The sequence below is a fragment of the Chryseobacterium takakiae genome, assembly GCF_900129385.1.
Classification (GTDB): Bacteria; Bacteroidota; Bacteroidia; order Flavobacteriales; family Weeksellaceae; genus Chryseobacterium; species Chryseobacterium takakiae.
Map to the genome: position 1 here is coordinate 87,158 of NZ_FQVO01000005.1, position 20,098 is coordinate 107,255.

The 20,098-nt window shown below is 37.4% G+C and carries 20 protein-coding genes and 1 riboswitch; of the genes, 2 read left to right on the plus strand and 18 right to left on the minus strand.

The features are described from left to right. Positions 1 to 42: 42 nt before the first annotated feature. Both BUA76_RS08270 and BUA76_RS08275 read right to left on the minus strand, forming a co-directional pair. A complete protein-coding gene (locus BUA76_RS08270; RefSeq protein ID WP_072884334.1) occupies positions 43 to 723 on the minus strand; it encodes a LytR/AlgR family response regulator transcription factor in 681 nt (226 codons plus the stop codon). Continuing rightward, positions 710 to 1,777, minus strand: a complete 1,068-nt coding sequence (locus tag BUA76_RS08275) for a sensor histidine kinase (protein ID WP_228408474.1) — start codon at positions 1,775 to 1,777, stop codon at positions 710 to 712. Before BUA76_RS08275 ends, BUA76_RS08270 begins: the two co-directional genes overlap by 14 nt. Before the next feature lie 182 nt (positions 1,778 to 1,959). Here BUA76_RS08275 and BUA76_RS08280 point away from each other — a divergent pair, with 182 nt between their 5' ends. After that, positions 1,960 to 4,194: an outer membrane beta-barrel family protein gene (locus tag BUA76_RS08280; RefSeq protein WP_072884335.1), complete on the plus strand. Its 2,235-nt coding sequence runs from the start codon at positions 1,960 to 1,962 to the stop codon at positions 4,192 to 4,194. 43 nt (positions 4,195 to 4,237) lie between these two features. Here BUA76_RS08280 and BUA76_RS08285 read toward each other — a convergent pair whose 3' ends face one another. The 16 genes from BUA76_RS08285 to BUA76_RS08350 form a co-directional block, all read right to left on the minus strand. Continuing rightward, entirely contained in the window at positions 4,238 to 6,244 is a 2,007-nt protein-coding gene (locus tag BUA76_RS08285; RefSeq protein ID WP_178337320.1) for an Ig-like domain-containing protein, read from the minus strand. Between the two features lie 175 nt (positions 6,245 to 6,419). Next, positions 6,420 to 6,620 (minus strand): hypothetical protein, encoded by a 201-nt coding sequence (locus tag BUA76_RS19495; RefSeq protein WP_317041291.1) that lies wholly within the window; start codon positions 6,618 to 6,620, stop codon positions 6,420 to 6,422. Next, positions 6,601 to 6,774: a ThiF family adenylyltransferase gene (locus BUA76_RS19500; protein WP_317041293.1), complete on the minus strand. Its 174-nt coding sequence runs from the start codon at positions 6,772 to 6,774 to the stop codon at positions 6,601 to 6,603. The genes BUA76_RS19495 and BUA76_RS19500 overlap by 20 nt, the downstream gene beginning before the upstream one ends. 14 nt (positions 6,775 to 6,788) lie before the next feature. After that, positions 6,789 to 7,100, minus strand: coding sequence for a HesA/MoeB/ThiF family protein (locus BUA76_RS19505; protein ID WP_317041292.1), 312 nt, complete (start codon positions 7,098 to 7,100; stop codon positions 6,789 to 6,791). 94 nt (positions 7,101 to 7,194) lie between these two features. Next, on the minus strand, positions 7,195 to 8,313 hold the full coding sequence (gene thiH / locus BUA76_RS08295) for a 2-iminoacetate synthase ThiH (protein WP_072884337.1): 1,119 nt from the start codon (positions 8,311 to 8,313) through the stop codon (positions 7,195 to 7,197). Between the two features lie 359 nt (positions 8,314 to 8,672). Continuing rightward, positions 8,673 to 9,449, minus strand: coding sequence for a thiazole synthase (locus BUA76_RS08300; protein WP_072884338.1), 777 nt, complete (start codon positions 9,447 to 9,449; stop codon positions 8,673 to 8,675). Continuing rightward, complete coding sequence (thiE, locus tag BUA76_RS08305) at positions 9,446 to 10,060, minus strand: thiamine phosphate synthase (protein WP_072884339.1); 615 nt, start codon at positions 10,058 to 10,060, stop codon at positions 9,446 to 9,448. Before thiE ends, BUA76_RS08300 begins: the two co-directional genes overlap by 4 nt. Before the next feature lie 115 nt (positions 10,061 to 10,175). Further along, positions 10,176 to 10,919: a hydroxymethylpyrimidine/phosphomethylpyrimidine kinase gene (locus tag BUA76_RS08310; RefSeq protein WP_072884340.1), complete on the minus strand. Its 744-nt coding sequence runs from the start codon at positions 10,917 to 10,919 to the stop codon at positions 10,176 to 10,178. Further along, a complete protein-coding gene (locus tag BUA76_RS08315) occupies positions 10,895 to 11,479 on the minus strand; it encodes a thiamine phosphate synthase (protein ID WP_072884341.1) in 585 nt (194 codons plus the stop codon). The genes BUA76_RS08310 and BUA76_RS08315 overlap by 25 nt, the downstream gene beginning before the upstream one ends. Then, entirely contained in the window at positions 11,476 to 13,287 is a 1,812-nt protein-coding gene (thiC, locus tag BUA76_RS08320) for a phosphomethylpyrimidine synthase ThiC (RefSeq protein WP_072884342.1), read from the minus strand. The genes BUA76_RS08315 and thiC overlap by 4 nt, the downstream gene beginning before the upstream one ends. A 17-nt stretch (positions 13,288 to 13,304) precedes the next feature. Continuing rightward, complete coding sequence (gene thiS / locus BUA76_RS08325) at positions 13,305 to 13,511, minus strand: sulfur carrier protein ThiS (protein ID WP_072884478.1); 207 nt, start codon at positions 13,509 to 13,511, stop codon at positions 13,305 to 13,307. Positions 13,512 to 13,570: 59 nt separating this feature from the next. Continuing rightward, a riboswitch (TPP riboswitch) is annotated at positions 13,571 to 13,671 on the minus strand. Between the two features lie 606 nt (positions 13,672 to 14,277). Then, complete coding sequence (locus BUA76_RS08330; RefSeq protein WP_072884343.1) at positions 14,278 to 14,865, minus strand: glycoside hydrolase family 19 protein; 588 nt, start codon at positions 14,863 to 14,865, stop codon at positions 14,278 to 14,280. A gap of 106 nt (positions 14,866 to 14,971) precedes the next feature. Then, complete coding sequence (locus tag BUA76_RS08335) at positions 14,972 to 15,649, minus strand: RluA family pseudouridine synthase (protein WP_072884344.1); 678 nt, start codon at positions 15,647 to 15,649, stop codon at positions 14,972 to 14,974. A 6-nt stretch (positions 15,650 to 15,655) separates the two neighbouring features. Continuing rightward, complete coding sequence (locus BUA76_RS08340; protein WP_072884345.1) at positions 15,656 to 15,976, minus strand: hypothetical protein; 321 nt, start codon at positions 15,974 to 15,976, stop codon at positions 15,656 to 15,658. Between the two features lie 3 nt (positions 15,977 to 15,979). Then, a complete protein-coding gene (gene panB / locus BUA76_RS08345; protein ID WP_072884346.1) occupies positions 15,980 to 16,795 on the minus strand; it encodes a 3-methyl-2-oxobutanoate hydroxymethyltransferase in 816 nt (271 codons plus the stop codon). A 59-nt stretch (positions 16,796 to 16,854) separates the two neighbouring features. Next, positions 16,855 to 17,568: a Crp/Fnr family transcriptional regulator gene (locus BUA76_RS08350; protein ID WP_072884347.1), complete on the minus strand. Its 714-nt coding sequence runs from the start codon at positions 17,566 to 17,568 to the stop codon at positions 16,855 to 16,857. Positions 17,569 to 17,657: 89 nt separating this feature from the next. On the opposite strand from BUA76_RS08350, the gene BUA76_RS08355 reads away from it, so the two are divergent. After that, a complete protein-coding gene (locus BUA76_RS08355) occupies positions 17,658 to 20,036 on the plus strand; it encodes a heavy metal translocating P-type ATPase (RefSeq protein WP_178337321.1) in 2,379 nt (792 codons plus the stop codon). The last annotated feature ends 62 nt before the right edge of the window (positions 20,037 to 20,098 follow it).

The following is a 20,098-nucleotide window of genomic DNA, read 5'->3' on the forward strand; positions in this document are numbered from 1 at the left end:
TAATTAATAATAGAAAAAGCAGCTTCAATTGAAGTTGCTTTTTTACTTGATACGGTTAAAAAAATCCGTTTTATAACGCTCCCCTATCGGAATTTCATACTCCGGATTGATGATAATCTTTTTGGTTGTGGTATTTTTAATATGATTTAAATTGACAATAAACGATTTGTGAATCCGCATAAAAAAGCTTTCAGGAAGCTGCTGTTCCATTGATTTTAAAGTGTCCAGAACAATAAACTCTTCTTCTGAAGTTTTTATATTAACATAATCCCGAATACTTTCAACATATAATATATCTTCAAAACAAATCCTGTGCTGACGCCCCGACGATTTTACAAAGAAATAATCTTGTTCCTTTCCCAGTGAAAAACGTTCCTGCGCCTTTACAACACTTTTGCAAAAGCGTTCAAATGAAACAGGTTTTAAGAGATAGTCTACGATATGATGTTCATAACCTTCCAGAGCATATTCTGCATAAGCTGTTGTTAAAATATATTTTATTTTATCACTAAGAATTTTCATGAAATTAATACCGGACAGTTCGGGCATCTGAATATCCAGAAACACAAGATCAGCCTCATTCTTCTGAATATATTCCAACGCTTCAATGGGGTTTTCAAATGAAAAGACCAGCTCAAGAAAAGGAATTTCCCGAATATAATTTTCCAGCAAAGAGATGGCAAGTGGCTCATCATCGACAATAATACATTTAATGGTTTTCATCTCTTAAATTAATTTTTAAATCTACCACAAATTCCTGTTCCGAGTCTTTAATAATAAGCGTATATTGTTGAGGATATAAAATTTCCAGTCTTTTTCTCACATTTTCAATACCAATTCCTGATCCCTGATCTTTCATCTTTTGTTTTTTATAATTTAAAAGATAGAAGTGTAATATCTCATTTTCATCAGAAATTCTCATATTGAAACCTTTATTTCTAAAATCGCCGTGCTTGAAAGCATTTTCAACAAACGGAACTAAGATCATCGGTGAAATACGAAGATCCGGATGAAGGATTTTCTTTTCAATGACTAAAAGTTGCGGATTTTTAAACCTGAGTTTTTCCAAAGCCATCAGGCTTTCGATATAGCCGATTTCTTTTTCCAAAGCAATCCGGTCTTCGCCAAGATCTTTTGTACTGTACCGCAGCAGGCGGCTGAGCTCTTCAATCGCGGGCAATGCATTTTCCGATTTCTGATAGACAAGAGAATAGATATTATTTAAAGAATTAAAGATAAAATGAGGATTAATCTGCGTTTTTAAAGCCTGTAATTCGGCATTTTTCTTAGCTTTTTCCATCTCAGCTCTTTCCATTTCAGCGATGATAAAATATCTGAAAAACCAAAATGCGGTACTGATAAAGATCGTGGTACTGCTGTAAAATATATTGTCAAAGAAATAATAACTGAAAGACGTTCCCTCAGGATAATTTCTGACCCCGAAAAAAGCAGGTAAAAACCACTCTTCTATAAAATAGCGCATAACCACAAACAAACTGATGCTGATAACAAATGCAAAAACGGACTGGTACATTTTATCACTGTGAAAGAAGCGGGGAACAATAAAAAAATAATTGATATAAAAGCAAGTGAAGCTAATGGCAAAGAAAGTAAGATCAAAGACCAGGTTGCTGAAACCGTTGGCTATCCCAGGAAAAAGAATGGAAGCCAGAATGTAAACAATCCAGAAAAAAAGATGCAAATAGGTAAGCTGCTTCAGTTTCATATACAAATGTACAGCTAAAGATAAAAATTTGCTTTCATTATCGATAAACATTAATTTTCTTCCGACGAAATAAATATAACCGTGCAATATGAAGCGTTTGCCTAAAACAGCTTTCAAAAAGTACTCTTTAAGAATAATTTTGAACAGACTTATTAAATATATCTCAAAAAATTCAATAAGAATTATGTAACAAAAATGAATTTACTCCGTCTAACCTGATAGTAGAAAACATCATGAAAAAAACAATTACTGCTTTATCATTTCTGAGTACGGTATTAATTTTCGCACAGGAAAAGACGAATACCCAGGTTAAAGAAAAACAAATAGAAGGAATCACAATCACTAAAACTAAAAAAGCCGTTGAGCAGAAAGCCGACCGTACAATTTTTGATTTCTCCGAACAGCCCCAGCTGAATAACGGAAATGTCCTGGAAGGAATTAAAAAGCTTCCCGGGCTGGTTTCTACCGATATTGCAGGAATGATGTATCAGGGAAAGGTGTTGGATGTGTACCTTAACGGAAGACCTTTAAATATTACTTCTAATGAACTAAACTCTTTTCTGGAAGGCATGCCTGCCAATTCGGTAGACCGGATTGAAGTCATTACCCAGCCGGGTGCAGAATTTCCGGCGACCTCCGGAGGAGCTATCATGAATATCATTACCAATAAAAATGCAAATAAATATTTAACGGCCACCTATTCCGGAAATTATTCTTTTACAAATTATGATAAATTCCGAAGCAGAACCAGCAACTCGATAAACCTGAATGCAAGAAATAAAATCTTCGGATGGCAGCTGAATGTTGGACAAAACTACCGTGAAAGTATGCTGAGCGGAAATCAGGATGAACTTTTGTCAAGTAATACCGATCGGTTTGGAAGAGGGTATTTTGCAAAATCAGGCCTTACTTTTGATCTGGGACAAGACAGATTGCTTGTAAATTATGATATTTACCATAACAATAACGACAATTACACGTTAAGCAACGGTGACGGACAGGAAAAAATTCCGATTCCCAACACTACTCCACAACAATATACCTACAGAGATTTTAGTTTTGATGCTTCCGATGCTGCTCATACACTTACCACCAGACAGGAAGCAGTAGTTACTTATCAAAAACGTTTTACTGATAAGGCCCAAAAACTGGATTTCCAATTCGGATTTACAAAATCTGACAGCAAATTTGAACAGGATAATATTTTCAGGGATGCAAAATATGCAGATTCCAATTCGCCTGAACCAAGAATCTCTTTAGGAAATGTTCTGGATAATACTTCTGATATGAGAGTTGCCAATTTTAAAGTAGATTATTCTCAGCCGTTGAATCTGCTGGATGGCGGAAAAGTAAGCTTGGGAGGTCTGTATGAACATCAGGGATTCGACACAGAAAGCAAAGGAATCACCAACCTGGATTATACAAGACAAACAACGGCAACCTATCTGGAATTCCAGGCGAAACTTAAAAAATTTGATTTTATCTTGGGAACCCGTGCGGAAAATTATGATATTTCCGGTATTACAAGATATTACGATCAAACCAATACACTTATTGAAGCAGATCTTATCCCTTTTAACAAGTTTAAATTATTCCCGAATGCCAGTGTTCAGTATAATCTGATGAATCAGGTCTATGTAGCGGCGAATTATAATAAAAAAATAAATCTGCCAAGTATTTCCGCACTGAATCCGAATAACGTAACATTTCAGGGCCCGAATACACAAGTAACCGGAAACCCGAACCTTCAGCCTACTATTTTTGATAACTATGAACTGAAGATTTCGGCTTTCGACTATGCATTTATCGGCTACAGCGTGAGTTCAGCAAAAAACCAGGTGGCGCAGATTATCAGGAAAGACGGTAAAAACCTGTTTAACGAGCAGATCAATATTTCAGACATGAGAATTCACAATTTCAATGTTGGGCTGCCGGTTCCGTTTATGATCTTCAGTAAACCTTTAAGCGAAATTATGAAGTTTAATTTTAACCCTGATAAAATCAATTTCATGTATATTTATGCAGGGTATCAGAAGCATGACATTGATAATCTGAATAATAAAGGCTTTTGGATTTTCAATCTCATGACGCAGATTATTTTACCGAAAGAAATTAAACTCACGGCAAACTACAGTTATCTAACGCCTAAAGCAGGATATTTCTACTTTACGGCGGAAAAGCCATTCAACAATTCTTTTGACCTGACTTTAACGAAGAAGTTTATGGACAACCGTCTTACTGTTTCAGTATTCGCGAATGATATTTTCAATGGGCAGGTAATGCAGGTTCGTTCAAATCCTCCTTCAGGACAATCGGTTTATATCAAAAGTAAATATGATACCCGTAATTTCGGACTTTCAGTTAATTATAAGATTCCGACGAAAAACAAGCTGGCTAAAGAAGATGCCAATATCCTGAACCAGACTAAAAAAGAAGAAAATAGCAGCGTGATGCAACAGGGACAATAATTATGCAAAAAAGGCGGCTCCTAATCAGAGCCGCCTTTTTACATTATTTCTTAATCACTTTGACAGATTGTTTTGTCCCGTCTTTCATATCAAGAATTAAAATGTATAATCCTTGTAAAAGGTCGTCTAATACTAAGACAGACTCCGGACGGAGATTATTTTTAATTAATTTCCCGGACGCATCTGTAACATGTATTGCTCTTACTAGTTCGGGTCTATCAATATTTATAATATCTGTGAAAGGATTTGGATAAACTTTCATCACATCCCTTTCTACTTCAGCGGTTGACAAACAGTTTCCATTTAGAGTTGCAGTCACCATGCTTCTCGGAGATTCACAAATACTCGATACTTTCCAATTATAAAGATAATAATAATAACTTGAACTTGGATTAGCTCCAAAACTGGCTGCCGTAATGCTGCAAATTCCTGTCAAAGTATAAGGATATGAAAATCCTGAACTAATTTCTCTACGCAGATTACTTATATCCGTTGCACCATCTACCACCAATCTGTAATTGTTACCTGCAGCAGGAACAGTAAAATTAAGGGCAACAGTATTTAAAACACCTGCAACACTAACATTTACGTTAACAGTTTTGGTTTCTAAAATAGTTCCGCTGGCATTTTTTAAATTAATTGTAATTGTACCTGTTGTATTTGTAGGTGACATTGGATAAACATCAACTTCTTTTATTACCATGGGAGAATAGGCATCAAAAACTAATCCATAATTTGTAAAGGTTGAATTGCCCGTAGTTGAAACAGGAATATCTTTTCCTACATACATATCGGCACTTACGTTTGCTGCGGAAACCCAATAATCAGTTGTTGCAGTAAGTGCCGGTGTTGTGAAAGTTCCTCCCGTTCCCACAATATTTCCTCCAGTACTTGCATTATACCAAGTAAGAATAGCTGTAGGACTTGTTGTTCCGGCTAATAAAGTTGCAGAACTTCCCGGACAAAATGCTGCACCAGTAGTTGTAGAAACTAAAGGCGGCTGACAGTTTGTTGTAAGCTGTAAAGCCGATAATGACCAAACACTTGTACTACCTGAACCGCAATTTGATCTTATCCAAACATAATAGGTTGTCAAAGGAGTTAATGATGTTAAAGTAGCAGTTGTTCCTGCAATATTCGTAATTATTGGAGGTGTTGTAGATGTTGGCGGCACATTTGAGGTGCTATAATAAATATCATAACCTGAAGGAGCCGTTGAAGGGGCTGTCCAAGAAACATTTGCTGTATTTGTCGTTATCGACCCACTAGCAAGCCCTTGAGGAGCAGAACAAGCTGGGGGCGTCCAAGTATAAGTCAATCCTGAAGGAGGCATTCCTGGAACAGCATTGATTGTATTGAAATTCTGCGTACTGGAATTTGCCGTACCTACTGTAGAATTATAGAATTCTAAACTTGTAGCATTAAGCCTATTATTAAAGTCACTATTTGAAGTCCCTCGTAAACCAATCTGAACAGTCCCTGAAATAGAAGTATTCCCTACAACATATGATCCTGATTCATAAACAGTATTAATTACATTTGATGTTTCACTTAAACGAATCTGAAATGAAAAACTATAAGCTGTGGTTGTGGAAGTACTGTTGTTCGGACGAAAATTTTTCCACTGAACAACTACTTCACGATTTGGAGCCGTGCCTATGGTTTCCCAACTGATATTTCCTGTAATTCCGTTAATGTCGTACATACTGCTCAGATCCCTTCCAAAAGCAGCGATAGCTCCTTCATAAGCTGCCGTTCCTGAAATTGGTGAGGTGTTAGTCGTAGTAGGGGCAGTAGAGCCAAAAGTGATAAAACCATTGGTAGATACATTTATAGAGCTATAAGAAATACCATTAAAGAAAAAATTAAATGGTAAGACAACATTATAAACGTTACTGTTGAGACTTGTTGCAGAAGTATTTCCTGTCGCGGTTTCTAAAACTGTACCAGCAATAGGACTGAAACTTCCTGAAGATTGTGCAAAACTATAGGCGCTTACCTGAGCATTTGCAGTGTTCCAAATTCCTAATACCAAGATAATAACAAACATTGTTTGTTTAAAGGATTTTTTTTCTCTAATCCGATCAAAAAGAGCATTGTAATTTTTTTTCATTATCAATTATGTTAAAATTAATGTTAAATATAATGATTTTATTAAACATTTAACAAAAAAATTAAAAAATTAAAAATTAAACGCTATTTAATAATCATAATAAAATACAAAATCAACTGTTTGAAAACGCCAATTTCAACGTATCAATCAGGCTTAACCGATTCAGCTGCAAAGATAAATCTGCAATAATTTTCAACGTTAAAATTGCCATCATGCTTCCAACAATTCCGGGCAAAGCTCCCAGAGCAACCTGCCCGGAAAAACCTAGGATGCTTCCGTACACCAAAGGCTTTTCAAGCTTTACAGACATCATTAATCAGGTATCTCGTTTTAAAATTGTCGGAACCGTCAACAATAATATCAAAACCTGAGATTATTTCTTCTGTATTGGATTCTTTAATTTTTTGCTCAATGCGAATGAATGTAATATGATGATTTAAGTTCCTGACAAAATTTTCAGCATTTATTACTTAAGGAATACCTATCGTATTTTCATTGTGAATAATCTGTCGGTTAAATTATACAGCTCCACCTCATCAAAATCTGCTACGCCAAAAGTATCAACTCCTGTAGCAGCAAGATATTGGATGATAGGACTTCCCAAGCCTCCGGCTCCAATCACCAACACTTTGGCATTCATTATTTTTCGTTGACCTTCCAATACGATTTCTTCGATAAAGATCTGCCGGTTGTAGCGTGCAAGAATGTATTCACTTTTAATTAATAATTTATTGTTTTTAACGCCAAGAACGCAAGGTAATTTTAAAATTATTCTGAATATTTTTTCGTTCACAAAGGCAGAACTACGTTCTTAAACTTTCAGTTTATATTCAGCAAATGATAACTATTTTTAAGTCTTTGCAGTTATTTAAATAGTTTTCAATTTTTTAAATTCCGCTGTAAACAGCATCCCAGTCTTTCATTATGGGATCATAGCCTGCTTTTTTGATGATATTTTTAATTTCCTCCACGCTTCTTTCGTCGCTGGTCTCAAATTGTTCCAACGATTTTTTATCCACTGCATATCCTCCCGGATTGGTTTTAGATGCCGCACTCATCGCTGTTGCGCCCAAAGAAATGATATGATTTCTGAATTTTTCATTTTCTCTCGTGGAAATAGAAATTTCAAGATCTTCATTCCAGATTCTGTATGCGCAGATTAATTGCAATAAATCTCTGTCGGACATCATGAAATTTGGCTCAATAATACCCTCAGCAGGCCGCAGTCTCGGAAATGAAACAGAATATTTGCTTTTCCAATAATTTTTTTGAAGATAATCAATGTGCATTGCATTAAAAAAACTGTCGACCCGCCAGTCTTCCAGACCCAGCAAAACGCCCAGTCCGATTTTGTGAATCCCGGCATTTCCAATTCTGTCGGGCGTTTCCAGTCGGAAACCGAAGTTTGATTTTTTTCCTTTCGGATGATATTCTTTATACACTTCCTGATGGTAGGTTTCCTGATAAACTAAAACTGCATTCACCCCTGCTTCATGCAGCTGCCGGTATTCTTCTTCCGATAAGGGCTGAACTTCAATCGAAATATTGGCAAAATGTGGTTTTAAAAGCCGTATGGCATTCAGAAAATAATTAATCCCAACTGTTTTATTGGCTTCACCACTAACCAGTAAAACATGATTAACACCCATAGACTTCAAAACGGAGGCTTCAACCATCAGTTCCGTATCGGAAAGCGTTTTTCTTTTAATAGAATTATTCAGACTGAAACCGCAATAGGTACAGATATTCTGGCATTCATTACTCAAATAAAGCGGTGCATACAGCTGAATAGTTTTCCCAAACCGTTTCTGTGTAAGGCTTTGTGCCATTTTTGCCATTATCTCCAATTTTTGGGAAGCAAAAGGCGACAGAAAATTTAAAAAATCTTCCAGGGTTTTATTCTTTTTCTGAAGGCTTTTTTCAACATCATTTACCGTTACTTTTTCAAGCCTTGCTTTTATATCATTCCATTGATATTTTTCAAAAAAATCTTTAAAACTCCTCATCTTTACTGAATGTTATTGTTGGATAGAATACATTTTCTCTTTTATTTCTCTTGACAGGACATCATTCTGTCCTTATTTTAGGCCGTCCCTTCGGGACTCCTATTTGTTTAATCAACAGATCGAATATTATTTATTTAATAGGATTACATCCTATCCTTTTTTAGGTCGTCCCTTCGGGACTCCTATTTGTTTAATCAACAGATTGAATATTATTTATTTAATAGGATTACATCCTATCCTTTTTTAGGCAGTCCCTTCGGTAATCTCTATTTGTATAATTTAATTAATCAACAGATTGAATATTATTTATTTAATAGGATTACATCCTATCCTTTTTTAGGCCGTCCCTTTGGGACTCTTTAATCGAACAAAAAAGAAGTTAAGGGACTTGAGGCTTCCGCATGGTTTGAAATCGCTCCCAAGCCGGATTCAAAAGCTCTTCTTCCCGCAATCACACCTTCTTTAAAAGCCAACGCCATGCTAACAGGATTCTGTGCCACCGCAATAGCTGTGTTCACCAGGACCGCATCCGCTCCCATTTCCATCGCTTTCGCCGCGTCGGAAGGTGCGCCAATTCCTGCATCTACCACAACAGGGACATTGCTCTGACTGATAATAATTTCTAAAAAGTCCAGTGTTTTCAATCCTTTATTCGTTCCAATAGGTGCTCCCAAAGGCATTACCACTGCTGTTCCTGCATCTTCCAGGCGCTTACATAAAACCGGATCGGCATGAATATACGGCATCACGATAAATCCTAATTTCGCAAGCTCTTCCGTAGCATATAATGTTTCGATGGGATCCGGAAGCAGGTATTTCGGATCGGGATGAATTTCGAGCTTCACCCAGTTCGTTTCTAAAGCTTCTCTCGCTAATTGTGCCGCCAATACGGCTTCTTTGGCTGTTCTCGCTCCTGAAGTGTTGGGTAAAAGGTAAGATTTTGTCGGTTTTAAAGCGTTTAAAATATCGTCTTCCTGCGAGTGGGCATCAATTCTCTTCAAGGCCATCGTTACCAACTCACTCTCTGATGCCATGATGGAATTCGTCATTTCAGAAAGGTTCCCGAATTTTCCCGTTCCCAGAAACAATCTTGATTTGAAGGTTCTGTCTGCAATGGTTAGGTTTTGATTATTCATTGTAAAGTTGTTTTAAATTTAGTAATAATGGAAGGCTGTGCTGTAATCTGTCCTGAAACAGCCACTCCGTAGACTCCGATCTGCTGTAATAATTCTATATCATTCAGTACTACGCCACCAATGGCGAAGATTTTAGGAATTTTCATTGATTTTTCTTTTAATTCCTGTACAATATTCTGATATCCTCTGAACCCTAAAACCGGGCTCAGCTGTTCCTTTGTTGTTGTAAATCTGAGCGGACCTAGACCAATATAATCGCAGGGTTCTACCATTCGCTGCAGTACGTCCTGAAATGTATTGGCCGTTCCGCCGATGATTTTATCTTCTCCCAGCAGATGTCTCGCCGTTTCCACCGACATATCATTGAGCCCTAAATGAACACCATCCGCATCGATTTCCCTAGCAATATAAACATGATCATTAATGATGCAAACCGTTCGATAATCCGCACATAACTTTTTTGAAATTTCGCAAAGTCTAATAAAATCTTTTTCGGGGGCATTTTTCCAGCGAACCTGGATCCACTGTACGCCATTGTCGAGTACTTTTCGGATATTCGTTTCCTGCTCTTCTCTTGTGAAACCTTGAGAGATGTATTGTAATTTTTCCATTTTTCTATTTTAATTTGAACACTAAGGTCACAATGCTTTAATAATATTATACTTTTTTGAGGTTTACAAAGGCGTTTAACTTAACAAAGACAGCAAAGGCTTAAATTCACAATTTTCAAGAATGAAATCCTAATAAAGTTGGATTGCTTATTAAAAATTTTTCGATGTATTCTTTTGCATTTCGGCAAGCTTGTTCAACATTTTGCCCTAGAGCTAAATGACTTGCAATGGCGGAAGAAAGCACGCAACCCGAACCGTGTTTCGGATAAAATACAGACGTTGTATTATTAATTTCAATCGAAATTTCTTTTCCCTTTTCCATCAGAATATCTGTTCCGATATTGTCTTCCCGGTGGCCACCTTTTATTAATATTGAACATGAATTTCCCAGTTCTTCAAAAAGACCTTCTGTTTTCAAAATATTGTATTCATTATAATTTGGAGTGATTAAAGTAATCTGCCGGATGATATATTTTAATTGTGAAATAGTATTCATATCAAAAAAAGAAAATTCGGAGGTGCTTTTCAAAACGGGGTCCCAGATAATTTTAGCTTCGGGATTATTGAATGTAATGGTTTTAATAATTTCGTTTAAAAATTCGGCGTCTTTTACCACCCCTATTTTTACAGCTTTCACCTCATATTTTTTCATTAAAACATGAATGGAGTTTACAGTTTCTTGTAAAGACTGCCATTTCAAACTCAGACATTCAGATTCTGTCTGTAACGTCATTGCCGTACAAACAGCCAATCCCTGAACTTTTAACTGTTCAAATGTTTTAATATCCGCCATTACACCCGCTCCACCACTCGGATCGAAGCCGGCTATACTCATTAAAAAAGGACGTTCTGCCTGCATTTTCTGAAAATTTGTAAAGGGTTATCACTCTCCCAAATTGCTCCTAATAAAGCTACTCCGTCTGCATTACTGTTTAACACTTCGTTGATATTATTTTCATGAATTCCTCCCAAAGCGATCAGTTTTACATTTGAATTATCCCGCTTTTCAATCTCATTTAAAATATTTGAATCTTTTCCATATCCTTTTTTAGAGATACTCGGGAAAACCGGACTGATAAAAGCATAATTCCATTCTTCACTTAATTCATTAAAAGTTTCAATATCATGAACAGAGGTCGAAATGATTTTATCTGTAAAAGATGAAAACAAATTATTCTGCCTGTCAATTTCCCTGAAATGAAGTCTTGACATATTAAGATCGCCTGCCAAATAGCAATGATTATGTAAGACCAATTGGTGATGAAATTCAGGATTGATTTTTTGAAAAAAATCCATCATTTCTTCAGAATTGATGAAAGGTTTTCTGATGTGAAGCAAATCCAAACCTTCCTGAAACAATACATTGATGATTTCAGTTTCATTAGGAACCATTTTTTCAGGAGTGATAATGATGATCATATATAAATTTCTTTCCCTTTTTCGATAAATTCCTGCGATTTGTCCAGCATTCCTTTTTCTGCCGACTCACGGATTTCCTGGGTGATTTTCATGGAGCAGAATTTGGGTCCGCACATCGAACAGAAATGCGCTACTTTCGCCCCGTCCGCCGGAAGTGTTTCATCATGGTAGGATCTTGCGGTTTCAGGATCAAGAGAAAGGTTGAACTGATCCTCCCACCGGAATTCAAATCTGGCTTTGCTCAACGCATTGTCTCGGTATTGTGCGCCGGGGTGTCCTTTTGCTAAATCCGCAGCATGCGCTGCCAATTTATAGGTGATTACTCCTACTTTCACATCCTCTTTATTAGGAAGACCTAAATGTTCTTTCGGTGTTACATAACACAACATGGCGCAGCCGAACCAGCCGATCATCGCCGCCCCGATTCCTGAAGTAATATGATCATAACCCGGTGCAATATCCGTTGTTAAAGGTCCCAAAGTATAAAATGGTGCTTCATCACAAACTTCCAATTGCTTCTCCATATTTTCTTTGATCATGTGCATCGGAACGTGACCAGGACCTTCGATCATCACCTGAACATTGTGTTTCCATGCGATTTTTGTTAATTCACCTAAAGTTTCCAGTTCGGCAAACTGTGCTTCGTCATTGGCATCGGCAATAGAACCCGGGCGAAGACCATCCCCCAAAGAAAAAGCAACGTCATATTTTTTCATGATTTCGCAGATTTCCTCAAAATGCGTGTATAAAAAGTTTTCTTTATGGTGGAACAGGCACCACTTTGCCATGATAGAACCTCCTCTGGAAACAATTCCCGTCACTCGTTTTGCGGTTAAATGAATATATCTCAGTAAAACGCCGGCATGAATTGTGAAGTAGGAAACCCCCTGCTCCGCCTGTTCGATCAGCGTATCTTTAAAAATTTCCCATGTTAAATCTTCTGCTACGCCTTTTACTTTTTCTAATGCCTGATAAATAGGAACAGTACCAATGGGAACCGGACTGTTCCTGATGATCCATTCTCTGGTTTCGTGGATATTTTTCCCTGTTGATAAATCCATAATCGTATCTGCGCCCCATCGGCAGGCCCAGACTGCTTTTTCAACTTCTTCTTCAATGCTTGATGAAACGGCGCTATTCCCGATGTTGGCATTTATTTTAACCAGGAAATTCCTTCCGATAATCATGGGTTCGCTTTCGGGATGATTGATGTTGTTGGGAATAATCGCTCTTCCGGCCGCAATTTCGTCTCTTACAAATTCGGGAGTAATTTTATTTTTCGGAGTTTTTGCGCCAAAACTATTTCCCTGATGTTGAAAAGCCATTTCCTTTGAAACGACATCGAGCTGCTCTATTCGCTGGTTTTCCCTGATTGCAATATATTCCATTTCGGGGGTAATGATGCCCTGTTTTGCATAATACAACTGAGTAACTTCTTTACCTGCTTTAGCAACTTTGGGTTTATGGTTGTACGAAAATCGCAGTTCATCTAATTTTGAATCAGCAAGGCGGACTTTTCCATATTCTGAAGTGATTCCGTCCAGAATTTCCACGTCATTCCTGTCTAAGATCCATTGTTCCCGGATTCTTGGGAGTCCTTTTTCGATATTGATTTCTGAGTTTTCATCAGTATAAGGTCCGGAAGTATCATAAACCGTAACCGGAGGATTATGTTCCAATGTTCCGTTGGAAAGCTTTGTTGGACTTAGTTCTATTTCGCGCATCGCTACATTGATCGGATGTATTTTTCCTTCAACATAGATTTTTTTTGAGTTTGGAAACGGCGAACGGGTGATGTTGTGAGCCATAAATATTGTATTTGGAGTTAACCGCCCTGTGTGGCAGTGATAATGAGAATTGAATCTTTGTTGTTAAGGAATGTTTCCGGCCAGGATGACTGCGGAATAATACGGTTGTTGAGCGCTACGGCGATGCCTTTCCGCTTTTGGGGAATCTCTATAGCCAATAATGCTTCCAGTGTTTTTGGAAGTATTTCAAAAGTTCTTACGGTGTGGTTGATTGTGAGCTCCATTCCTAATTTTTTTAAATATACTTTAGGAATGTCCATCATTGTACAATAGAATGTACAGCAAAAGTCATCTCACTTTTCCCTACGCTAGTATGATCTAGAAATCAGGTTCAAAGGGTAAAATCTCAGCCTGTTTTATTAACAGACACCCCTAAAGTTGAAGCGAAGGTAGACATTTTTTTAGAACGGGCAAAATTTTTTGTGGTGAAGGATGGATTTGAATTTTTTACCTCCCGCAGATTCTCAGATGGCGCAGATTTTTGATTTTACTTTTAATATACTTGAAACAATTCTGACTCAACATATTTTTAACGCAAAGTTTTCTTTATTCAGACTATTAATTTTAGTAAGCTAAGGCAATAAATTTGCTTCGCGAAGCTTGACAAAATTTGGTTACATAATGAATGTTTTTTACCTCCCGCAGATTCTCAGATGATGCAGATTTAATTTTGAAATTCATTTATTGATCATACATATTTGAAATGAGTGACAGCTATCCTAGCCCATTGAGCGACATGTTTGAGTTCTTTTATGTTTCGGCGGCGGCTTTGCCGCCGCCGAAACATAAAAAGCGAGTAGCGAAGGCGGGAAAGCTTCAAATAAAAGTAAATACTGCTTTTCGATGTAATCCTATGACTCCTTCAAAAAACATAAATAGATACAATTGTACGAAGTCAAAAAGCTTCAAATAAAAATAAGTATTGCTTTAGATGTGATTAACACCTCAAAAACAAAAGACGATCTTCATCTGAAAATAGCCTTTATAAATTTAAAGAAAATACTGCAATCCGGATTTATACCGGTTCAGCCTGTCCGGCAATCCATTATAGCCGCCATTGATGGTTTTCGTGATTTTTTTGAAAACGACAAGATTATTTCCGGTGTCAATATTTTTGGTAATGTCAATCTGATCTGCCAATGCATTAAGGTTTCTGCTGTTCCAGAACCAACCCGCACTTTCCGCAGCGTTTTTTAGCTGGATATCATTACATTTTGTAACGTTTTTTCCTCCTAAAAATGTTGGGTTTACAATAAAATCGGTTCCCAGTGCAAGAGAGACGGCCTTGTAGTTGGCTCTTCCGGTAATCTGTATCAGGCCTCTGCCTTTAAATCTTACGCCATCTCCTTTCTGGGTATTTCCAAGGTCTTTCCTTCCTTCGTAGGCGCTTCCGCTGGCAAGTTCTTCCGTATAGAAAAGGCCGCCACTTTCGTGACCAACCTGTGCAAGAAAGTTGAGCATTCTTGAAGGGGTATTAATCGAAAACCTGTCGCATGTTGCTATTACATACGGTAAGAATTTTGCAGCATAGGTTGATTTCGCACAGGTAGCTTCTTTAAGTTGTCCAAGTGTAAGCATGATTATTGTTCTTTGATTGATGGTGTAAAACTATCTTTAAAAAACAAAACCCGTTACAGGGAATCTACTATTTCTGATAAGTACTTTTACGGAATTTAATCGATTGCTATTCTTCGCATGCTCTCCATACTGTGTCATTGCGCGGAACGGGTGCGGTAATTTCAATATTTTCTTTTGTGACGGGATGAATAAATTCCAGTTTTCGGGCATGAAGATTTATTCCTCCATCAGGATTAGAACGGACTGCACCATATTTAAGATCCCCTTTAATAGGAGCACCGATTTTTGAAAGCTGGGCTCTGATTTGATGATGCCTTCCGGTTTCTAAATCTATTTCAAGCAGAAGATAATTGTCCAACGCTTTAATTACATTGTAAGTAAGAATAGCTTCTTTGGCACCGTCTGTTGCTTTTGGAAAAACAATAGCCTTATTATTTTTTTCGTTTTTCTTTAAAAAATGAACAAGCCGTTGCGTCTGGGGAATCATTTCTTTAGTTACAACCGCCCAGTACGTTTTTTTTATTTCCCGGTTTTTAACCATTTGGGTAAGCCGGGACAAAGCTTTGGAAGTTTTAGCATAAATCACGAGACCTGAGGTAGGCCTGTCGATACGATGAACGAGACCGAGAAATACATTGCCCGGTTTGTCGTCTCTTTTTTTGATAAAATTTTTGATCAATTCCAATAAAGAATCATCTCCGGTTTTATCGCCCTGCACCAATTGCCCCACTTTTTTATTAATAACCAAAAGGTGGTTGTCTTCATAAACAATCTGATCCTGCATGTTTTATTAGCGATAATTAGGTCTGTTTGAAAATGAAAGGATAATTCCGCCGAGAAGACCTAATGTTTTAATTCCTGATATTTTCCAATCCAAAGGGAAAAGAGCTCCCACCACACATAATGCTGCTGCTGCATACATGGCGTACATCAAATTTTTAGTCGTCATGAACGGGGCCTGAAGAAAAAAGCTTATTCCGATAAGCACATAAAATACCTTTCTGGAAAGTAATAAATTAATTTCCGGAGAAAACAGATTGAACCAGCCTATTATAAGACATACTACCGCTGCAATAGAAAGTATGCCCTGTGTTGTCTGTTGATTATTCATGATTTAATAGCTTTCACTTTCGTTAGGAAAATTCTGACTTTTCACATCTTTTACATACTGCTCTACAGCCCCAGTAATTTCTGCATAAAGATCAAGATATCTTCTTAGAAACTTTGGGCTGAAACCTTTGTTCATTCCAACCATATCATGATACACCAGAACCTGCCCGTCACAATGTGCTCCCGCTCCGATACCAATGGTGGGAATAGAAATCGATTCGGTTACTTTTTTGGCTAAATCAGCAGGAATTTTTTCTAAAACGACTGCGAAACATCCCAATTCCTCAAGCAATTGTGCATCGGCAATCAATTTTTCCGCTTCCGCTTCTTCTTTTGCCCTTACTTTATACGTTCCGAATTTATAGATGGACTGAGGCGTTAATCCTAAATGTCCCATCACCGGAATTCCTGCATTGATAATTTTTTTAATTGATTTTGAGATTTCCTTTCCGCCTTCAATTTTTACGGCATGCGCTCCGCCTTCTTTCATCATTCTCACCGCAGATTCCAGCGCTTTTTCCGGGTTGCTCTGATAGGTTCCGAAAGGCAGATCGGCAACCACTAATGCCCTGTCTGTTCCTCTTACTACACTTTGAGAGTGATAGATCATCTGATCCAGCGTGATGGGAAGGGTGGTTTCAAAACCTGCCATCACATTGGCAGCAGAGTCTCCTATAAGAACCGCATCAATTCCTCCGGCATCCACCATTTTTGCTGTGGTATAATCGTATGCAGTAAGCATGGTTATTTTTTCCTTGTCAAATTTCATTTTGCGCAAGGTTTCAGTGGTAACTTTCTTAATTTCAGAATGAACAGACATATTGTATCTATTTTAAAAGTTAAAAGTCGGCCCTGAGCCGACTTCAATTTTGTATGATTTTATAAAACTACGTGACCGAGTTTCATTAATTTGTCGTGGTTGAGAATTTTGATATTTCTTCCGTCCACTTCAATGAGATTATCACCCTTGAACTCGGAAATAAGACGGATGGCACTCTCGGTAGCCGTTCCTATGATGTTCGCGATTTCTTCTCTGGTTAAAGATATTTTGATAAAACCTTCCGGATCTACACCCAGTTTCTGTTCCAGAAGAAGTAAGATTTCCGCAAGTCTCTCCCTAACCGTTTTCTGTGCAAGGAAAGTAATAGTATTGGAAGACTCACCCAATTCATAGGAAATTTTCTGAAGCATTACAAAAGACAATTGAGAATCTATTTCAAGAAGATACATAAAAACATCTGCGGGCAGAAAAGTAGCCTCAATATCAGTCATGGCTTCCGCTTTTGCCTGGAAGTTTTCTCCACACAGCAAAGAACGATAACCGATGATATCACCTTCTTTGATAAATCTTAAAATCTGGTCTTTTCCGAACGCTCCCGATTTTGATAATTTCGCGGCTCCTTTTTCTAAAACAAACACTCCCTTGGGAGTTTCTCCGTCCTCAAAAATCGTATCATGCTTCTGGAAAGTAAACTTCTTTTTGGCGTTGATATATTTTTCAAAATCAGCACTGGAAAGTCTCTCTTTAAATGATTTATCATTAAAAACTCTGGCGAACCTTTCTTCGATGGCAATCTGTTGTTCCTGCGACATTTTATATGACATTTATCACAAAAATAGAACTTTTTAACTCGATAAACAAAAAAAATTGTTATAATTTTGTAGTTCAATAATTTATGAAGGTGAGCGAGAACTGTTTTCATTGTGGCCAAGGTATCGAAAAAGAAAGAATTTTATTTGATGAGAAGACTTTCTGCTGTAACGGTTGTAAATCGGTTTATGAAATTCTAAATGCTAATAATTTAAATAATTTTTACGAGCTTAATAAAAGAGCAGGAATTCGTCCCGGTGATGAAAATTCCGGGCAGTTCGACTATCTTGACACCCCGGAAATCTTCGAAAAGGTGACTGATTTCTCCGAAGGAAACACCAGTCTCATCACTTTTAAAATCCCGGTAATCCACTGTTCTTCATGCATCTGGCTATTGGAAAGCCTTCACACGTTAAATAAAAATATTAAATATTCACAAGTTAATTTCACAAGAAAGACACTTCAGGTATCTTTCAACCATCATGATTTAAAATTAAGTGAATTAGCCAATTTCCTTACCAACCTGGGTTATAAGCCTGTTATCAGTCTTGAAACAGCAGATAAAAACATTGAACATCTTGACAAATCGCTTCTGGTGAAGTTTGCGATTGCCGCTTTTGCTTTCGGAAACGGAATGTTCCTTGCTTTTCCGGAATATATTGGTGGTGAAGATTACTGGATGGAGCACTACAAAGGGTTATTCCGAGCACTCATGTGCTTGCTGGCCATTCCGGTGGTGGTGTATTCGGCTTCCGATTATTACAAATCGGCATGGTACGGACTGAAAAACAAAATTGTTAACATTGATGTTCCTATTGTCCTGGGAATTATCGTACTCTTCGGACGAAGCCTGTATGAAGTGGCAACCGATTACGGACCCGGATATTTTGATACTCTATGCGGACTTTTATTCTTCATGCTTCTCGGTAAAATTTTTCAGAAACGAACCTATAGCGCACTTTCTTACGACCGGGATTATAAATCTTTTTACCCCATTGCCGTCACAAAAGTGGATTTTGAAGGAAAGCAAGATAATATTCTGCTTTCGGAAATTAAAATTGGAGACCGTATTTTAGTAAGAAATCAGGAAATCATTCCGGTGGATGCTATCCTCATTAATGGCGACGGAAATATAGACAACAGTTTTATTACAGGTGAAAGTGCGACCATCAGTAAGCAGCCCGGAGATAAAATTTTCGCAGGCGGAAAACAGATCGGGTCTTCACTTGAACTGGAAGTGATTAAAAATGTAGACCAGAGTTACCTTACCCAGCTTTGGAATAAAGAAGCTTTTAAAAAACATGAAACAGGGCTTGACACTCTAACAAACAAGGTTAGTAAGTATTTCACTTTCATTATTTTAGGCATTGCTTTAGTTTCAGGAATTTACTGGTATTTTATTGATCTGGATAAAATGTTCCAGGTGATCTCCGCTATTCTAATCATTGCATGTCCTTGTGCGCTTGCTCTGTCTGCGCCTTTTACTTTTGGTCACATTATGAGGATTTTAGGCCGAAATAAGTTTTATGTAAAAGATACTTTAACCATTGAAAAAATTGCCAAATTAGATACGATTGTTTTTGATAAGACAGGAACCATCACACATAGAAAGAAATCCAGCATCATCTATGAAGGAGCTGAGATTAAAGAATTTGACCTGCTGAATATCAAAACCCTTTTAAAGAATTCCAATCACCCGCTTTCCAAGTCGCTGTATGATTTTATCGAGGTTAATGATGATTACTATCAGGTGGAGCATTTCAGGGAAATTTCAGGGAAAGGTTATGAAGCGATGGTACGAGGTAATCTTTACAAGATCGGATCTGCAAAATACAATAATCAGGACTCAAAAAATCTTGAAACGGCTGTTTACATCAGTAAAAACAATGAGTTCATCGGCAAGTTTATTTTCAGGAATGAGTACCGTGAAAATCTGAAAAATCTGTTTAAAAAACTTACGGGATACCATGTTTTCATCCTAAGCGGAGATAATTCTTCCGAAGAAAGTCAACTTAAAGAACTGATCCCCGGATATAAGGAAATGGTCTTCAATCAAAGCCCTGAAGACAAGCTGAACTATATTAAAAACCTTCAGGATCAAAACTTTAAAGTTGCCATGTTGGGTGACGGATTAAACGATGCAGGAGCTTTGAAGCAAAGTAATGTAGGAATAGCAATTGCTGACGACACCAACAGTTTCACTCCTTCTTCTGATGTCATTATGGACGGTGAAAAAGTGGTACTTCTCGATAAATACCTAAATGTCTGCAAAGGCTCAATGACGATTGTGAAGATGACATTCATAATTAGTTTTCTTTATAATGTTGTCGGCTTAAGTTACGCAGTTACAGGACATATGCATCCTCTTTTCGCCGCTTTGATTATGCCGGCAAGTTCCATAACAGTTGTTTCTTTCACTACTCTTTCAACTTGGATACTGGGCAGAAAATATTTCAAAAAACACGCTTAAACACCCTTATTTAGACTGGTTTTAAATTAGGCAAAAGCCGTATTTCGTGACGAATATCATTA